This is a genomic window from Zestomonas carbonaria (assembly GCF_904061905.1).
In the GTDB taxonomy this organism is placed as follows: Bacteria; Pseudomonadota; Gammaproteobacteria; order Pseudomonadales; family Pseudomonadaceae; genus Aquipseudomonas; species Aquipseudomonas carbonaria.
On sequence record NZ_CAJFCI010000057.1, the window covers coordinates 35487 to 50929 of the forward strand.

The 15443-nt window shown below is 66.9% G+C and carries 14 protein-coding genes; 2 read left to right on the forward strand and 12 right to left on the reverse strand.

Annotation, left to right across the window (positions count from 1 at the left end; translation table 11 throughout):
* Positions 1–10: 10 nt before the first annotated feature.
* From astB to PSEWESI4_RS14480, 5 genes are all read right to left on the reverse strand, one after another.
* On the reverse strand, positions 11–1357 hold the full coding sequence (gene astB / locus PSEWESI4_RS14460; protein WP_187671908.1) for an N-succinylarginine dihydrolase: 1347 nt from the start codon (positions 1355–1357) through the stop codon (positions 11–13).
* Complete coding sequence (gene astD, locus PSEWESI4_RS14465) at positions 1357–2820, reverse strand: succinylglutamate-semialdehyde dehydrogenase (RefSeq protein WP_187671909.1); 1464 nt, start codon at positions 2818–2820, stop codon at positions 1357–1359. Before astD ends, astB begins: the two co-directional genes overlap by 1 nt.
* The gene (astA, locus tag PSEWESI4_RS14470; protein WP_187671910.1) at positions 2817–3842 is read right to left on the reverse strand and encodes an arginine N-succinyltransferase; all 1026 of its coding nucleotides are present in this window, start codon (positions 3840–3842) and stop codon (positions 2817–2819) included. Before astA ends, astD begins: the two co-directional genes overlap by 4 nt.
* Before the next feature lie 96 nt (positions 3843–3938).
* Positions 3939–4961, reverse strand: a complete 1023-nt coding sequence (gene aruF / locus PSEWESI4_RS14475; protein WP_187671911.1) for an arginine/ornithine succinyltransferase subunit alpha — start codon at positions 4959–4961, stop codon at positions 3939–3941.
* A gap of 190 nt (positions 4962–5151) precedes the next feature.
* Entirely contained in the window at positions 5152–6372 is a 1221-nt protein-coding gene (locus tag PSEWESI4_RS14480; RefSeq protein WP_187671912.1) for an aspartate aminotransferase family protein, read from the reverse strand.
* Between the two features lie 365 nt (positions 6373–6737).
* On the opposite strand from PSEWESI4_RS14480, the gene PSEWESI4_RS14485 reads away from it, so the two are divergent.
* Entirely contained in the window at positions 6738–7454 is a 717-nt protein-coding gene (locus PSEWESI4_RS14485; RefSeq protein ID WP_187671913.1) for a hypothetical protein, read from the forward strand.
* Positions 7451–8347, forward strand: coding sequence for a hypothetical protein (locus tag PSEWESI4_RS14490; RefSeq protein WP_187671914.1), 897 nt, complete (start codon positions 7451–7453; stop codon positions 8345–8347). Before PSEWESI4_RS14485 ends, PSEWESI4_RS14490 begins: the two co-directional genes overlap by 4 nt.
* A gap of 12 nt (positions 8348–8359) precedes the next feature.
* On the opposite strand, the gene argR is transcribed toward PSEWESI4_RS14490, so the two are convergent.
* The 7 genes from argR to PSEWESI4_RS14525 form a co-directional block, all read right to left on the reverse strand.
* Entirely contained in the window at positions 8360–9343 is a 984-nt protein-coding gene (gene argR, locus PSEWESI4_RS14495; RefSeq protein ID WP_187671915.1) for a transcriptional regulator ArgR, read from the reverse strand.
* Positions 9344–9367: 24 nt separating this feature from the next.
* Positions 9368–10132: an ABC transporter ATP-binding protein gene (locus PSEWESI4_RS14500; protein ID WP_187671916.1), complete on the reverse strand. Its 765-nt coding sequence runs from the start codon at positions 10130–10132 to the stop codon at positions 9368–9370.
* 14 nt (positions 10133–10146) lie between these two features.
* On the reverse strand, positions 10147–10845 hold the full coding sequence (locus tag PSEWESI4_RS14505) for an ABC transporter permease (protein ID WP_187671917.1): 699 nt from the start codon (positions 10843–10845) through the stop codon (positions 10147–10149).
* A 12-nt stretch (positions 10846–10857) separates the two neighbouring features.
* Entirely contained in the window at positions 10858–11547 is a 690-nt protein-coding gene (locus PSEWESI4_RS14510; protein WP_187671918.1) for an ABC transporter permease, read from the reverse strand.
* A gap of 112 nt (positions 11548–11659) precedes the next feature.
* The gene (locus tag PSEWESI4_RS14515) at positions 11660–12436 is read right to left on the reverse strand and encodes an ABC transporter substrate-binding protein (RefSeq protein WP_187671919.1); all 777 of its coding nucleotides are present in this window, start codon (positions 12434–12436) and stop codon (positions 11660–11662) included.
* Positions 12437–12867: 431 nt separating this feature from the next.
* Positions 12868–14490 carry an ATP-binding protein gene (locus tag PSEWESI4_RS14520; protein ID WP_187671920.1) on the reverse strand — a complete coding sequence of 541 codons (1623 nt, stop codon included), beginning with the start codon at positions 14488–14490 and terminating at the stop codon, positions 12868–12870.
* A gap of 79 nt (positions 14491–14569) precedes the next feature.
* Positions 14570–15286 (reverse strand): winged helix-turn-helix domain-containing protein, encoded by a 717-nt coding sequence (locus tag PSEWESI4_RS14525; RefSeq protein WP_187671921.1) that lies wholly within the window; start codon positions 15284–15286, stop codon positions 14570–14572.
* Between the last annotated feature and the right edge of the window lie 157 nt (positions 15287–15443).

The following is a 15443-nucleotide window of genomic DNA, read 5'->3' on the forward strand; positions in this document are numbered from 1 at the left end:
GTGAGCACTCTCAGTCGATTTGGAAAGGGTAGACCGAGCCCAGTTTAAGGATGCCGGTCAGCTCATCCAAGGCCGTACGGCATTCGGTCAGCAGTTGCGGATCGCCGAGGTCGGCCTCGGTCAGGCTGTCGCGGTAATGCTTGTTGACCCAGGCCACCAGGGTGTCGTGCAGTTCGGGAGTCATCACCACGCCGGGATTGACCGCCTTGAACTCGGCCTCCTTGAGCGCCACGCGCAGGCGCAGGCAGGCCGGGCCACCGCCGTTCTGCATGCTCTGCTTGAGGTCGAAGACCTTGATCTCGCGGATCGGCCCGTCCTCGCTGGTGAGCTGCGAGAGGTACTGCCAGACGCGTTCGTTCTGCCGGCACTCATCGGGCACGATCAGCAGCATGTTGCCGTCGGCGCGGGTCAGCAGTTGGCTGTTGAACAGGTAGGACTGCACCGCGTCCTCGACGCTCACCGCATCGCGTGGCACGCACACCGCGCGGAAGCGGCCGCCGCGGCGGTTCAGCTTGTCGTGCAGCTCGGCGAGCACGCGGTCGGTGTCGAGGAAGGCGTCCTGATGGTGGAACAGCACCTCGCCGTTGCCCACCGCGATCACGTCGTTGTGGAACACGCCCTGGTCGATCACCGCCGGATTCTGCTGGGCGTAGACCACGCCCTCGTCGCCCAGGCCGTGCAGGCGGGCGACCGCCTGGCAGGCTTCCAGGGTCTGCCGCGCCGGATAGCGCTGCGGCGCCGGGAAGCGGGCATCGAAGGCGCTGCGGCCGAACACGAAGAACTCCACGCCGGCTTCGCCATAGCTCTTGCAGAAGCGCGTGTGGTTGGCCGCGCCTTCGTCGCCGAACTGGGCCACCGGCGGCAGCGCCGGGTGATGGGCGAAGTGGCGCTCGTCGGCGAACATCGCGGCGAGCACGCGGCTGGTGGTCGGGTGCTCGATGCTGCGATGGAACTTGCAGTTGAGATTGGCGGCGGTGAAGTGCACGCGGCCATCAAAGGTGTCGGCGCTGGGGCTGACGGTGCAGGCGTTGGCGGTCCACATGCTGGATGCCGAACTGCACGCGGTGAGCAGCGCCGGCGCCTGCCTGGCAGCCTTCTCGACCACCTCGGCGTCGCTGCCGGAGAAGCCCAAGGCGCGCAGCGCGGCGACGTCCGGGCGCTCCTGCGGGGCGAGCACGCCCTGCTTGAAGCCCATGTCCATCAGCGCCTTCATCTTGGTCAGGCCCTGCAATGCCGCTTCGCGCGGGCTGGACACCGCCTGGCTGTTGCTCTGCGAGGCGACGTTGCCGTAGGACAGGCCGCCGTAGTTGTGGGTCGGCCCGACCAGGCCGTCGAAGTTCATTTCATAGGCGGTCATCACAGACACACTCCCGGGGTCAGGGTGGCGGGCAGGCTCAGGCTATCGCTCTCCAGCGAGGCGACCGGATAGGCGCAGTAGTCCGCCGCGTAATAGGCGCTCGGCCGGTGGTTGCCGGAGGCTCCCACGCCACCGAACGGTGCCGAGCTGGCGGCGCCGGTGAGCTGCTTGTTCCAGTTGACGATGCCGGCGCGGCTCTCCAGCCAGAACTGCTCGAAACGCTCGCGCGAATCGGACAGCAGGCCGGCGGCCAGGCCGTAGCGGGTGGCGTTGGCTTCGGCGATGGCGGCGTCGAAATCGGTGTAGCGGATCACCTGCAGCAGAGGGCCGAAGAACTCTTCGTCCGGGCGCCCGATCACCGCCGTCACGTCGAGGATGCCCGGGGTGAGCAGCGCCGCCGTGTCGATCGGCTGGGTCATTTCCAGCAGCGGCTCGGCGCCGTGGGCGATCAGGTGCTGCTGGGCCTTGAGCAGGTGCTCGGCGGCGTTCAGGGAGATCACCGAGCCCATGAAGGGCGCCGGCTGCTCGTCGAAGGCACCGACCTTGATGGTCGCGGCGACCGCCGCCAGGCGTGCCAGCAGCGCGTCGCCCCAGGCACCCGCCGGCACCAGCAGGCGGCGCGCGCAGGTGCAGCGCTGGCCGGCGGAAATGAAGGCCGACTGGATGATGGTGTAGACCGCCGCGTCGACGTCCTTCACTTCATCGACGATCAGCGGGTTGTTACCGCCCATCTCCAGGGCGAGGATCTTGTCCGGGCGGCCGGCGAACTGGCTGTGCAGCAGGTTGCCGGTTCGGCTGGAGCCGGTGAAGAACAGGCCGTCGATGTCCGCGTGCCCGGCCAGCGCAACGCCAGTGTCGCGCGCGCCCTGCACCAGGTTGAGCACGCCCGCCGGCAGGCCGGCCTCGACCCAGCACTTGACGGTCAGCTCGGCGACCTTGGGGGTCAGCTCGCTGGGCTTGAAGATCACCGTGTTGCCGGCCAGCAGCGCCGGGACGATATGTCCGTTGGGCAAGTGGCCGGGGAAGTTGTAGGGGCCGAATACCGCGACCACGCCATGCGGCTTGTGACGCAGCACGGCGGTGGCGTCGGCCAGCGGGCCGCTCTTCTCGCCGGTGCGCTCGCGATGCGCCTGCACGGAAATGGCGACCTTGTTGACCATGCTGGTCACCTCGGTGGCCGACTCCCACAGCGGCTTGCCGGTTTCCTCGCCGATGGCGCGGGCCAGTTCGTCGCCGCGCGCCTTCAGGGTCGTGGCGAAGTGTTCGAGGATGGCGATGCGTTCGTCCAGCAGGCGGCGGGCCCAGGCCGGGAAAGCGGCGCGGGCGGCGGCGACCGCTTCGTCCACCTGTGCGCCGGTGGCGGCGCGGCCGCTCCAGACCACCGCCTGGGTGACCGGGTTCAGCGATTCCAGGGCCTCGCCCTGCCCTTCCAGCCAGCGGCCGGCGATGTAATGGGTAGTCATTGGTTGCTCTCCCGGGCCGACAGGGATACCGCGCGCACCTGGTCGCCGGCGCTGAGGCGCAGGCGCTTGGCGGTCCGTGCGTCGACCACCAGGGTACCGGCGGCGATGCGCGCGGCGCCGACGGTGATCCGGCAGTCTTCCAGCTTGCGGTTGTGGATCAGGTACTGGGCGGCGTCCTCGCCCGGCGTGCCGACCGCCAGGATCAGCACCTGGCTGTCGCGCACCGCGCGGATCTTGTCGGTCTCCGCCTCGATGGCCGGGCCGGCGTCGAAGATGTCGACGTAGCCCTGGTAGCTGAAGCCCTCGGCCTTGAGCATCGCCAGGGCCGGCTCGGTGTCCGGGTGGACGCGGCCGATGACGCTGCGCGCCGCTTCGGACAGGAAGCAGGTGTAGAGCGGGAACTTGGGCATCAGTTCGGCGATGAACGACTTGTTGCCGACCCCGGTGAGGTAGTCCGCCTGGCAGAACTCCATCTTGAAGAAATGCCGGCCGAGGCTTTCCCAGAACGGCGACTGGCCCTGCTCGTCGGACATGCCGCGCATCTCGGCGATCACCTTGTCGCTGAACAGTTGGCGGAACTCGGCGATGAACAGGAAACGCGCCTTGGACAGCAGGCGGCCGTTGGAGCCGGAACGATGATCGGCGTGCAGGAACAGCGAGCACAGCTCGGAGTTGCCGGTCAGGTCGTTGGCGAGGAACAGGGTGGGGATCTCGCGGTGGATCTTCAGCTCCTGGGAAGCGCTCACGGTGAGACCGACCCGATAGTTGTACCAGGGCTCGCGCAGGCCGACCGCGCCGGCCACGGCGGAGATGCCGACCACCTTGCCATCGTCGCTTTCCAGCACGAACAGGTAGTCGGCATCGGCGCGCTCGGCCTCGCCGCGAAAGGTCTTCTCCGCCCAGCCGACCCGGTGCGTCAGGCGCTCCTCGTTGGCCGGCAGCGTGGTCAGGCCGGTGCCGGTGCTACGGGCGAGCTCGAGCAGGGCCGGCAAATCGGCGCTGCGGACGGGACGAACGATCATAGATCCTCCGGATCAGCTAAAAGCGTCAAGCGGCAAGCTTCAAATTGACGAGCATGCTGGCTTGCCGCCTGGGGCTTGCAGCTTGCCGCTTCTGTTTCAAACCGCCACCAGCCTCACGCTGGCGCCTTCGCCGATGCCCAGGGCCTCGGCTGCTTCGCGGGTCAGGCTGACCGGCTTGCCGGGCACCCAGTCCAGCTCGATGACCACCGCGCGGAAATCCTGCAACTGGCCGTTGCACACCAGGTACTGGCGGCCGCCACGCCCCACTTCGGCGTCCTCGATGCGCACCGGCACCACGCGGCTCTGGGCGATCGAGCGGATGCCGGAGGTGCGTGCATGCAGGGTCGGGCCGCCATCGAAGATGTCGATGTAGTGGTCGGTCTCGAAGCCTTCGCGCATCAGGATGTCGAAGGTGATCTGCGCGCGCGGGTGGACCTGACCCATGGCTTCCTGGGCGGCATCCGGCAGCAGCGGCACGTAGATCGGGTAGTGCGGCATCAGCTCGGCGAGGAAGGTGCGGCTCTTCAGCCCGCACAGGCGCTCGGCCTCGGCGTAGTTCATGTCGAAGAAGTTGCGGCCCACCGCGTCCCAGAACGGCGAGTCGCCGTGCTCGTCGCTGGTGCCGACGATCTCCACCACCACCGCGTCGGCGAAACGCTCCGGGTGGCTGGCGACGAACAGCAGGCGACCGCGCGAGTTGAGCTCGGCGTACACGCTGTCGACCAGCGGCCGCTCGACGTAGAAGCTGGTCAGCAGGCTGTTGCCGGTGAGGTCGTGGCACAGCGACAGGGCGTGGATCTTGTTGTGGATCTTCAGCTCGCGCGAGGCGTGCACGAAGGTCTCGTTGCGGAAGCTGTAGAACGGCTCGGAATAACCGGCCGAGGCGACGATCGCCGAGCAGCCGACCAGGCGACCGGTGACGCTGTCCTCGAGGACGAAGAAGTAGCTTTCCTCGCCGTTGAAGCTGACCTCGGCGGCGAACGAAGCCTCCGAGGCGGCGATCTTCTCGCCCAGGCGCGCGGCGTCGTCGGGGAGCGAGGTGACACCCACCGGACTGTCCGCGGCAAGGCGCTGTACTTCAGCCAGGTCGGCCATTTGCGCGGGACGCATCACCAGCATGGTGTCCACTCCTCTTGAAGAAAGTTCCGGACCGCTCGCGCCGCCCGGATAAACCATGGCTCGAGACGACCGCCATGGCGCACACAGAACTCAGGACCCCGGCAGGTAACTCACTCGTGAGTTACCTGCCGGGACGGATCGATCCCGGCAAGGAAACCGGCGCCTGCCCGGCCTCGGGCAGGCGGCCCGGTCATTGCTGGGTCAGTTTGGCGATGGCGCGCTCGAGACGGTCGAGGCCTTCGTCGATGTCGGCGTCCGGGATCACCAGGCTGGGGGCGAAACGCACCACGTCCGGGCCGGCCTGGAGGACCATCACAGCTTCCTTCTCGGCGGCGTTGAGCACGTCCTTGGCCTTGCCTTTCCAGGCATCGGCCAGTTGCGCGCCGATCAGCAGGCCGAGGCCGCGTACTTCGGTGAAGATGCCGTACTTGGCGCCAAGCTCCAGCAGGCGCGCCTTGAAGCGCTCGTGCTTGGCCTTGATGCCGCTGAGCACTTCCGGCGTGTTGATCACGTCCAGCACCGCGCCAGCCACCGCGCTGGCCAGCGGGTTGCCGCCATAGGTGGTGCCGTGGGTACCGACCGACAGGTGCTTGGCGATCTCGCTGGTGGTCAGCATGGCGCCGATCGGGAAGCCGCCGCCCAGGCTCTTGGCGCTGGACAGGATGTCCGGGACCACCCCGTAGTGCATGTAGGCGAACAGTTCGCCGCTACGGCCCATGCCGCTCTGCACCTCGTCGAACACCAGCAGCGCCTTGTGCTGGTCGCACAGTGCGCGGGCGCCTTCCAGGTAGGCCTTGTCGGCCGGCAGCACGCCGCCCTCGCCCTGCACGGGCTCGAGGACCACGGCGCAGGTCTTGTCGGAGATCGCCGCCTTCAGCGCTTCGAGGTCGTTGAACGGCACATGGGTGATGCCTTCGATCTTCGGCCCGAAGCCATCGGAATACTTGGGCTGGCCACCGACGTTGACAGTGAACAGGGTGCGGCCGTGGAAGCTGTTGCTGGCGGCGATGATCTCGTACTTCTCGGGACCATGGACGTCGCAGGCGTAGCGACGGGCCAGCTTGAACGCCGCCTCGTTGGCCTCGGCGCCGGAGTTGGCAAGGAACACGCGCTCGGCGAAGGTGGCCTCGACCAGCTTCCTGGCCAGGCGCAGGGCCGGCTCGTTGGTGAACACGTTGGAAACATGCCAGATCCTGTTGGCCTGCTCGGTGAGCGCCTGCACCAGCGCCGGGTGCGCATGGCCCAGGGAGTTCACGGCGATGCCGCCGGCGAAGTCGATCAGCTCTCGACCGCTCTGGTCCCAGACTCGCGAGCCCTCGCCACGCACCGGAATGAAGGCGGCGGGAGCATAGTTGGGCACCATGTACTGGTCGAAATCGGCGCGTTGCACCGGCTCGTGCTGAACGGACATCGAAGCTCTCCTGGTAAGAAGCGCACTGCCTTGACTGGCGAGTACTGAGAAGAATTGTAGGGACTGATCCGCAGGGGGCATTGCCGCGATGCGACAACTTCTTACAGCGCCCACCCGCGATTTTCCGGCCCTTGCATCGATGCGACAGAAAGGGTCGGAAAGGCGCAGTTTAAACAGCGCAGCAACGAAGCGGGACAGAACTTTGCGCGATACACCGGCCAGGCGGGACCGCACCGCGCACGCCGGAGGAGGAGAAACAGGTCACGCCCCGGGAGAAAAGTAGCGAAAAGCCACTACACAATCGCTATCCTCGGCGCCCGCCGCAGCCACGCGGCGACAGACAACCCTGGAGAAGGAACCTCAGCATGACCCGCTACCTCCCCCTCATCGCCCTGTTCGGCGCACTCCTCGGCTTGACCGGTTGCGCCACGCCCCAACCACCGGTTCCGCTGGACCAGGCCTTCTGGACCGAAAAACAGGACCGTATCGGCGTCGCCTACAACGACATCCCCAAACCGACCGTGGCAATGGTAGGACAACAGGGCCTGCTCGACATCGCGATCAACCAGGGGCTGGCCTCCGGACTGCGCAGCAAGGTGGAAACCTGGGACGCCCAGGCACTCGAGCGCATCCCGGTCGAAATCACCGGCACGCTCAAGGAGCAGGGCTACCAGGCCGTGCAATTGCCGAAGCCGCTCCATCTGGAAGCGCTGGGCGAGGCCAAGGAAAAGAAACTGGGTTACTTCGCGGTCGACGCCAGCCCGTTGAAGCAGCGCTACCAGGTCGACAAGCTGGTACTGCTCAGCTTCTCCAATGCCGGCACCGAGCGCAGCTACTACGGAATGATCCCCACCAGCGACCCGGTCTCCCGGATCGTCGTCAGCACCTATGTCGTCGACCTGGATGACAACCGCCTGCTCTACTACAAGCCCATCGTCGTCAGCCGCACCGCCGAGGGCGAGTGGGACGAATCGCCGGAATTCCCCAACCTCACCAACGCGTTCTACCAGGCCCTGGATGCCACTCACCAGGAGCTCGTGGCGCCGTTCCGCAACCAGCAACTGTCCCTGAGCGACCAATGAGCCTGGCGACCCGCAGCCTGCTGGCGCTGACCCTGGCGCTGGCCGGCTGCTCGACGTCGACACCCTTGCAGCCACGGGCTTCGGAAGAGCTGTCGAGCCTCCTCCGCCAGGAGAGGCTCCGCCTGGAACTGGCGCCGGCCGAGCGCCCCCTGCTGCGCAGCGCCACCAGCATGGATGGCGCACAGATGACGCAGGATGGACAGCAGGTGGCGCAGAGCCTGAGCAGCATGAACCAGGGCGTCGTCAACGCCGGCAGCACCGATGCTGGCGCGGCAGCCGTCGGCATCGTGCTCGGCTCATTGCTGGTCACCCAGCTCAAACGATCCGGCGTGGAGGAAAAACGCCAGACCGAAGCGGACCTCGCCATCGCCGAGCTGATCGGCCTGCTGGAGGCGCCGCCACGGCAGGACTGGCTGGCGCCGAGCTATGCCCAGGCGCTCGCCGAGGCCGGCCGCGCGCCGAGCGACAGCGCCGCGCTGACCCTGAGGGTCGCCCCGCAGTTGGTGCTCAGCCGGGACCGCCGCAGCGTGCGCCTGATCAATGAGATCAAGCTGCTGCATGGCCGGGGCAGCCTTTATGAAGGCCGCATCGAGGTCCACGGTGCCGCCCTGGCCTGTACCGATGAGTGCCTGCAAATGTGGGCGGCCGACGACGGCACCGCGCTCCGCCGGGCGACCGACGAACTGGTGCGGGAGTCGGTCAGGGTCTTGCTGCTCGACTGGCAGACCGAGAATTTTCGCGGACTGGCCGGCGAGGAGCGCACGCTGCGCTACCAGGTCGGCGAGGAACGCTTCGTCGAGCGCGGGCGCCTGCTGGCGCTCGATTCCCCGTCTCCGCTGTTTCTGAACCTGCGCGGCTGGGTGAAATCGGTGCCGGCGCCGCTCGAACCCTGACAGCCCCGTCGCTCAGCCGCGCTCGATGGCTGCCGGGCTGAGTTCGAACGGGCTGGCGCTGCGCCTCTGGTTGCGGTCCTCGCGCGGGGTGGCGCCGAAGAAGTTGCGGTAGGCGCTGGAGAAGTGCGGGCCGGAGGAGAAGCCGCAGGACAGGCCGATCTGGATGATCGACTTGCTGGTCTGCATCAGGAGCTGGCGCGCCTTGTTCAGGCGCAGCTCCAGGTAGTACTGACTGGGCACGCGGTTGAGGTACTGCTTGAAGATGCGCTCCAGTTGGCGGCGCGACACGCAGACGTGCTGGGCGATCTCGTCGGTGGTCAGCGGCTCCTCGATGTTCGCCTCCATCAGCAGCACCGCCTGGGTGAGTTTCGGATGGCTGGAGCCGAGGCGGTTCTGCAGCGGGATGCGCTGGCGCTCGCCGCCCTCGCGAATGCGTTCGACCACCAGTTCCTCGCTGACCGCACCGGCCAGTTCGGCGCCGTGGTCGCGGGCCAGCACGGCGAGCAGCAGGTCGAGCACGGCCAGGCCGCCGCAGGCGGTCAGGCGGTCGCGATCCCAGTCGAACAGGTGGCTGGTGACGATGGCCTTGGGGAAACGCTCGGCGAAGTCGTCCTGCCAGCGCCAGTGCACGGCCACCCGGTAGCCGTCGAGCAGGCCCAACTGCGCCAGCGGGTAGACCCCGGCGGACAGCCCGGCGAGCGCGCAACCGCTGCGCGCAACCTGCTTGAGGGCGTTGCCCAGCGCCGGCGCCAGCGCAGCCGGCGGCTCGTCGGCGACCAGGAACAGCTTCTGCAATCCTTCCAGCTTGCCCGCCCAGGGTTCGCCCGGCAGCCGCCAGGCGCCCTCTTCCACGCTCGGCTCGGCCTGGAGGAAGAGTTGTTCGTAGATCACTTCCGGGTGCAGGCGCTGGGCAGTCCGCAACGCTTCCTCGGCCAGGGCGAGGGTCATCGGCTTGGTGCCGGGCCAGAGCAGAAACGCGATTCGATGGGCAGTCATGGCAGGCAGTCTAGCCGCTTCCTCTTACTTCAGGCTTCCGGAGAGGAACTGCTTGAGCCGCTCGGATTGCGGATTGGCCAGGACCTCCTTGGGACAACCACGCTCTTCCACCAGGCCCTTGTGCAGGAACAGCAACTGGTTGGAGACCTCGCGGGCGAAGCCCATCTCGTGGGTCACCACCACCATGGTGCGGCCCTCGACGGCCAGGTCCTGCATGACCTTGAGCACCTCGCCGACCAGCTCGGGGTCGAGCGCCGAGGTCGGTTCGTCGAACAGCATCACCTCCGGCTCCATGGCCAGGGCGCGGGCGATGGCCACGCGCTGCTGCTCGCCGCCGGACATGTGCGCCGGGTAGGCGTCCTTGCGGTGCGCCACGCCGACCTTGGCCAGGTAGTGCTCGGCCTTCTCCAGGGCTTCCTTCTTCGGCACGCCGAGCACATGGACGGGCGCCTCGATGACGTTGTCCAGGGCGCTCATGTGCGACCACAGGTTGAAGTGCTGGAACACCATCGACAGCCGCGAGCGCATGCGCTGCAACTGCTTGGCGTCGGCGGCCTTGAGCCCGCCGTTCTTGCTGGCCACCAGCTTGAGTTCCTCGCCGTTGAGCAGGATCTTGCCGCTGTGCGGCTGCTCCAGCAGGTTGATGCAGCGCAGGAAGGTGCTCTTGCCCGAACCGCTGGAGCCGATGATGCTGATCACGTCGCCGGCCTTGGCCGCCAGCGACACGCCCTTGAGCACTTCGTGGTCGCCATAGCGCTTGTGCAGGTCTTGGACTTCGAGTTTGTACATGGATCGACTCTCGCTCAGTGCTTGCGGGGGGCCAGATAGGCCAGCCAGCGGCGCTCGGCCAGTTTGAACAGGCGCACCAGGATGAAGGTCAGGCAGAGGTAGAAGATGCCGGCGGTGATGAACGCCTCGAACGGCAGGTAGAACTGCGAGCTGACGGTACGCGCCGCGCCGGTGATGTCAATCAGGGTGACGATCGACGCCAGGCTGGTGGTGTGCAGCATCATGATCACCTCGTTGCTGTACTGCGGCAATGCGCGGCGCAGCGCCGAAGGCAGGAGGATGCGCCGGTACAGCTTGAAGCGCGACATGCCGATAGCCTTGGCCGCCTCGATCTCGCCGTGCGGGGTGGCCTTGAGGCTGCCGGCGAGGATTTCCGCGGTGTAGGCGCTGGTGTTGATGGCGAAGGCCAGGCAGGCGCAGAAGGTGGCATCGGACAGGTACGGCCACAGCACGCTCTCGCGCACCGTCTCGAACTGGGCCAGGCCGTAGTAGATGAGGAACAACTGCACCAGCATCGGCGTGCCACGGATCACGTAGGTGTACAGCCAGGCCGGGAAGTTGACCAGCGGCTGCCTGGACACCCGCATCAGCGCCAGCGGGATGGCGGCGAGCAGACCGAGGGCCAGGGAAATCAGCAGCAGCTTGATGGTCACCAGCACGCCGCCGAAGTAGAGCGGCAGGCTGTCCCAGATCACGGAGAAGTCGAAGATCATGCGGGTTCTCCGTCAGAGCTCGGCGACTTTGATGCCGGCCGAGTAGCGTTTTTCCAGGTAGCGCAGGGCCAGCAGCGAGACGCTGGTCAGCACCAGGTACAGCGCGGCCACCGCCAGGAAGAAGGTGAACGGCTCGCGGGTCGCGTCGGCGGCGTTCTTGGCCTTGAACATCATGTCCTGCAGGCCGACCACCGAAATCAGCGCGGTGGCCTTGGTCAGCACCAGCCAGTTGTTGGTGAAGCCGGGGATCGCCAGGCGGATCATCTGCGGCACCAGCACGCGGAAGAACACCTGCAGGCCGCTCATGCCGTAGGCCATGCCCGCTTCGGCCTGCCCCTTGGGGATGGCCATGAAGGCGCCACGGAAGGTCTCCGACAGGTAGGCGCCGAAGATGAAGCCGAGGGTGAACACGCCGGCGGCGAACGGGTGGATGTCGATGTAGTCGTCGTAGCCGACCATCGGCGCCACGCGGTTGAGGATGTCCTGGCCGCCGTAGAAGATCAGCAGGATCAGCACCAGATCGGGAATGCCGCGGATCACCGTGGCGTAGGTTTCACCGAGCAGCGACAGCCAGCGCACCGGCGACAGGCGGAAGGCCGCGCCGATCAGGCCGAGCGCGGTGGCCAGGGCCATGGAGGACAAGGCCAACTGCAGGGTGAGCCAGGCACCGTCGAGAATGGTCGAGCCGTAGCCGTGGAGCATGAATCAATCCTCGAGAGAACGGTGAGGCGCCGGGCGGGATGCTCCCCTATCCCGCTGGCGGGAAAGGGGCTGTGGGAGAGGAGCGACGAACCCGGTCCTCTCCCGAAGCGGCTTACTTGCCGTAGACGTCGAAGGTGAAGTACTTGTCCTGGATTTCCTTGTACTTGCCGTTTTCACGGATCGCCAGGATGGCGTTGGAGATCTTCTCCTGCAGCGCCTTGTCGCCCTTGCGCACGGCGATGCCCTGGCCTTCGCCGAAGTACTTCTCGTCGGTGAAGTCCGGGCCGACGAACTCGAAGCCCTTGCCGGCGCTGGTCTTCAGGAAGCCGTCGTCGATGTTCACCGAGTCGGCCAGGGTAGCGTCCAGGCGACCGGAAGCCAGGTCGAGGAACACTTCGTTCTGCGAGGTGTAGCGGACGATCTCGGCGCCGGCGGGAGCGAAGACGTCGGTGGCGTAGCGGTCATAGACCGAGGAACGCTGCACGCCGATCTTCTTGCCCTTCAGGTCGGCCACGTCGTTCATCACGCTGCCGGACTTCATCGCCAGCTTGGCCGGGGTGGCGTAGTACTTGCCGGTGAAGTCCACCGAGCGCTTGCGCTCCTCGGTGATCGACATGGACGACAGGATGGCGTCGAACTTGCGAACCTTCAGCGCCGGGATCAGGCCGTCGAACTCCTGCTCGATCCACACGCACTTGACCTTCATCTCTTCGCACAGGGCGTTGCCGATGTCGTAGTCGAAACCGACGATGCTGCCGTCCGGAGCCTTGGAGGCGAAGGGCGGGTAGGCCGCCTCGATGCCGATGCGCAGCGGCTTGGCGTCGTCTGCCATGCTGAACGCCGACAGAACGGAAAGCGCCATCGCGCCGAGAAGTGCAATCTTCTTCATCTTGTGACTCCTGGGAATTGGTTTGCGGTTGGCAGAGCGAAAAATCGCCGGGTCCGTGCCTGGAAATTGTAGAAAGAGTCTCCGCCTTTGCAGTCCATGGAGTGGCTGCGGGCGGTTCCGGCCGAGTGAGCGGCATTCTAGCGACAGCCCCCAAGCCGTTATTTCCTCAATGCGACAACTAATTACAAAAGCACTGGAGGGTGGCGACGGACGCCTTGACAGCCCTGCGGAAAGATGCAGGAACAGGAAGAAGAGCAAACCTTTGTATCAGGCAATAATCGCACCGCATTTCACCAACCCCAGTCATTCCGGGGGTTGGCGCCTGGAATCGGAAATCGACCGGAGGGAAAAACGCCCGAGAAGGATGCGCGGCGTTTCCCCGCGCCCCACCCTGGCGCCCGATTGTTACCGGAAGAGTCGCCGGCCGGCGATCACTCCTCCGATGCTTCCACAGATGGCTGCAAACGCGGCCAGACCAGGCTGAAGTGCGCGCCACCGAGGCTCTCGCTGTCGCCGATCAGGGCCCGGCCGCCGTGCCAGTAGATGATCCGTCGCACGATGGACAGCCCCAGGCCATGCCCGCCGGAAGCACGGGTGCGGCTGTCGTCCAGGCGCAGGAAGGGCCGGAACAGCCGTTCCCGCGCGCTCACCGGCACGCCCGGCCCGTCGTCCTCGACGTCCAGCCGGCAGCGTCGCGGGCCGATCCGGTAGCTCAGCCGCACCCGCGTCTCGGCATGTCGCAAGGCGTTGGTCACCAGGTTCTGCAAGGCGCGGTGCAGGTAGCGCGGCTCGGCCTCGACCAGGGTGCTGCCGTCTTCCGCCGGCTGCCGCTGGCCGCGTTCGACACGGATATGGCCGTGCAGCGGCGCCAGCTCGGCGATCACCTGGTCGACCAGCGCATCGAGGTCGACCATCTGGAAATCCAGCGCCGGCGAGCCCTGCTCCAGGCGCGCATAGGTCAGCATCTCGTCGAGCAGCTTGTCGAGGTCCTGGATGTCGCTGTCCATGCCCTCCATGTACTTGCGCCGCGCCGCCTCGGTCTCGGCGTCGCCGATCATCTCCAGGCCGAAGCGCAGGCGCGCCACCGGCGTGCGCAGCTCGTGGGACACCGCGCGCACCATCTCGCGCTGGATGCCCAGGGAACTCTGCAGGTGCTCGGCCATGGCATTGAAGGCGGCGGCCAGGCGACCGACCGAGTCCGCGCCGCCAGCCGGCACCCGCGAGTCCAGGCGACCGCTGGCGATACGCGTGGCGGTGCGCTCCAGCACCTGCAGGCGCTGCTCCAACTGGCGCACCAGCAGGTAGACGATCAAGCCGATCAGGCTCAGGCCGAGCACGCCGATCAGCACCAGCAGTTCCGGCGGATAGGGATTCATCTGGTACAGCGGGCCGATCTCCAGCACCCAGGGCGTGCCGACCACGCCGGAAAACACGTGGATGGAATCACCGCCCTTGCCGAGGGCCATCACCGTGTCGCCCTCCTCCACCCGGCGGCGCTGGTCGTCGTCGAGCTTGGCGTCCTCCAGGCGGACCAGGTGCAGGTCGAAGCCAAAGCGCTTGTCTTCCTTCAGTTGCGCCAGGCGCGCCGGCTGCTCGGCCAGCGGGTAGCGCACCAGTTCGTCAGCCAGCAGGAACACCGTGGCCCGCGCCAGTTGCTCGCTGATCTGCTGGATCTCGCCGACCAGCACCGCTCCCTCCTTGGCGCTGACCATGCTGTAGACGCGGGCGGCATGCGGGCCGGTCAGCTTCACCACCACCTGGCCGCCGAGCAGCCGGCTGCGCGCACCGCTATCCAGCGGCTGGCTCTGCAACGGCTGGACAGCCAGCGGAATGCCCAGCAGGCGCCCCCAGATCACGGTCGAGCGGCGGCGCTCCACCGGCGTCATGTCCCGCAGGTTGTCCGCCATCAGGCTGAAGGTTCCGCGCGCCAGGCGCTCGCGGTACTGGTCGGAGCGCACCTCGTTGACCAGGTGCACGGTCAGCACGCCGAGCAGCGCCACCAGCACCAGCACGGCGAGCATGCCGCCATAGATGCGCAGGAAGATCGAATTCATCGCCGGCCGTCCTTATATATGCAGTACACGCGTTCGCTCGCGGCCATTGGCCAGCCCGCCGACCGCACGACGAATGCGCTCAAACCAGCTCTTCGGCCGCCTCGCCGACGAACAGGTAGCCCTTGCTGCGCACCGTCTTGATCAACCTCGGATGCATGGGGTCGTCGCCGATCTTCGGGCGGATGCGCGAGATGCGCACGTCGATGGAGCGGTCCTGGCCGTCGTATTCGATGCCGCGCAGGGCGTTGAAGATTTCCTCGCGGGAGAGGATGCGCCCGGCGTTGGAAGCCAGCAGCCAGAGCAGGTCGAACTCGGCGCTGGTCAGCTCGATGCCCTGCCCGCGCAGCCAGGCCTCGCGCATGGCGTTGTCGATCACCAGCGCGCCGAACTCCAGACGCCGAGGTTCGTCCCCGCCGCTGGCCGGCTCGCTGCGGCGCAGCATGGCGCGGATGCGCGCCAGCAGCACGCGCGGGCGCACCGGCTTGCACACGTAATCGTCGGCACCCATTTCCAGGCCGAGCACCTGGTCCATGTCGTCGCTGCGCGCGGTGAGCATCAGGATCGGCCCCTTGTACTGTCCGCGCACCTTGCGGCAGATGCTCAGGCCGTCCTCGCCGGGCAGCATCAGGTCGAGGATCACCAGGTCCGGCTGCTCGCCCAGGATGCGCCCCGCCGCCCTGGCGCCGTCAGCCTCGATGGCCACCCGCAGGCCGTTGGCCTCCAGGTATTCCTTGGTCAGTTCGGCGAGACGTTGGTCATCCTCGACGATCAGAATTTGCCAGGCTGTCTGCTCCACCGCTGCCTCCCATGATCCCGCAAAGCGCGGGCATTGTAGCAATGCCGGAGATGGCGTCACCTTGCCTTCATGAAAACCCTACATATTGTGTTCGCTTCCCGGAGCGGAAGGCCCCGCCGCTTCCGGCAAAAACCTGCGCACAGCCACGACGAACGGC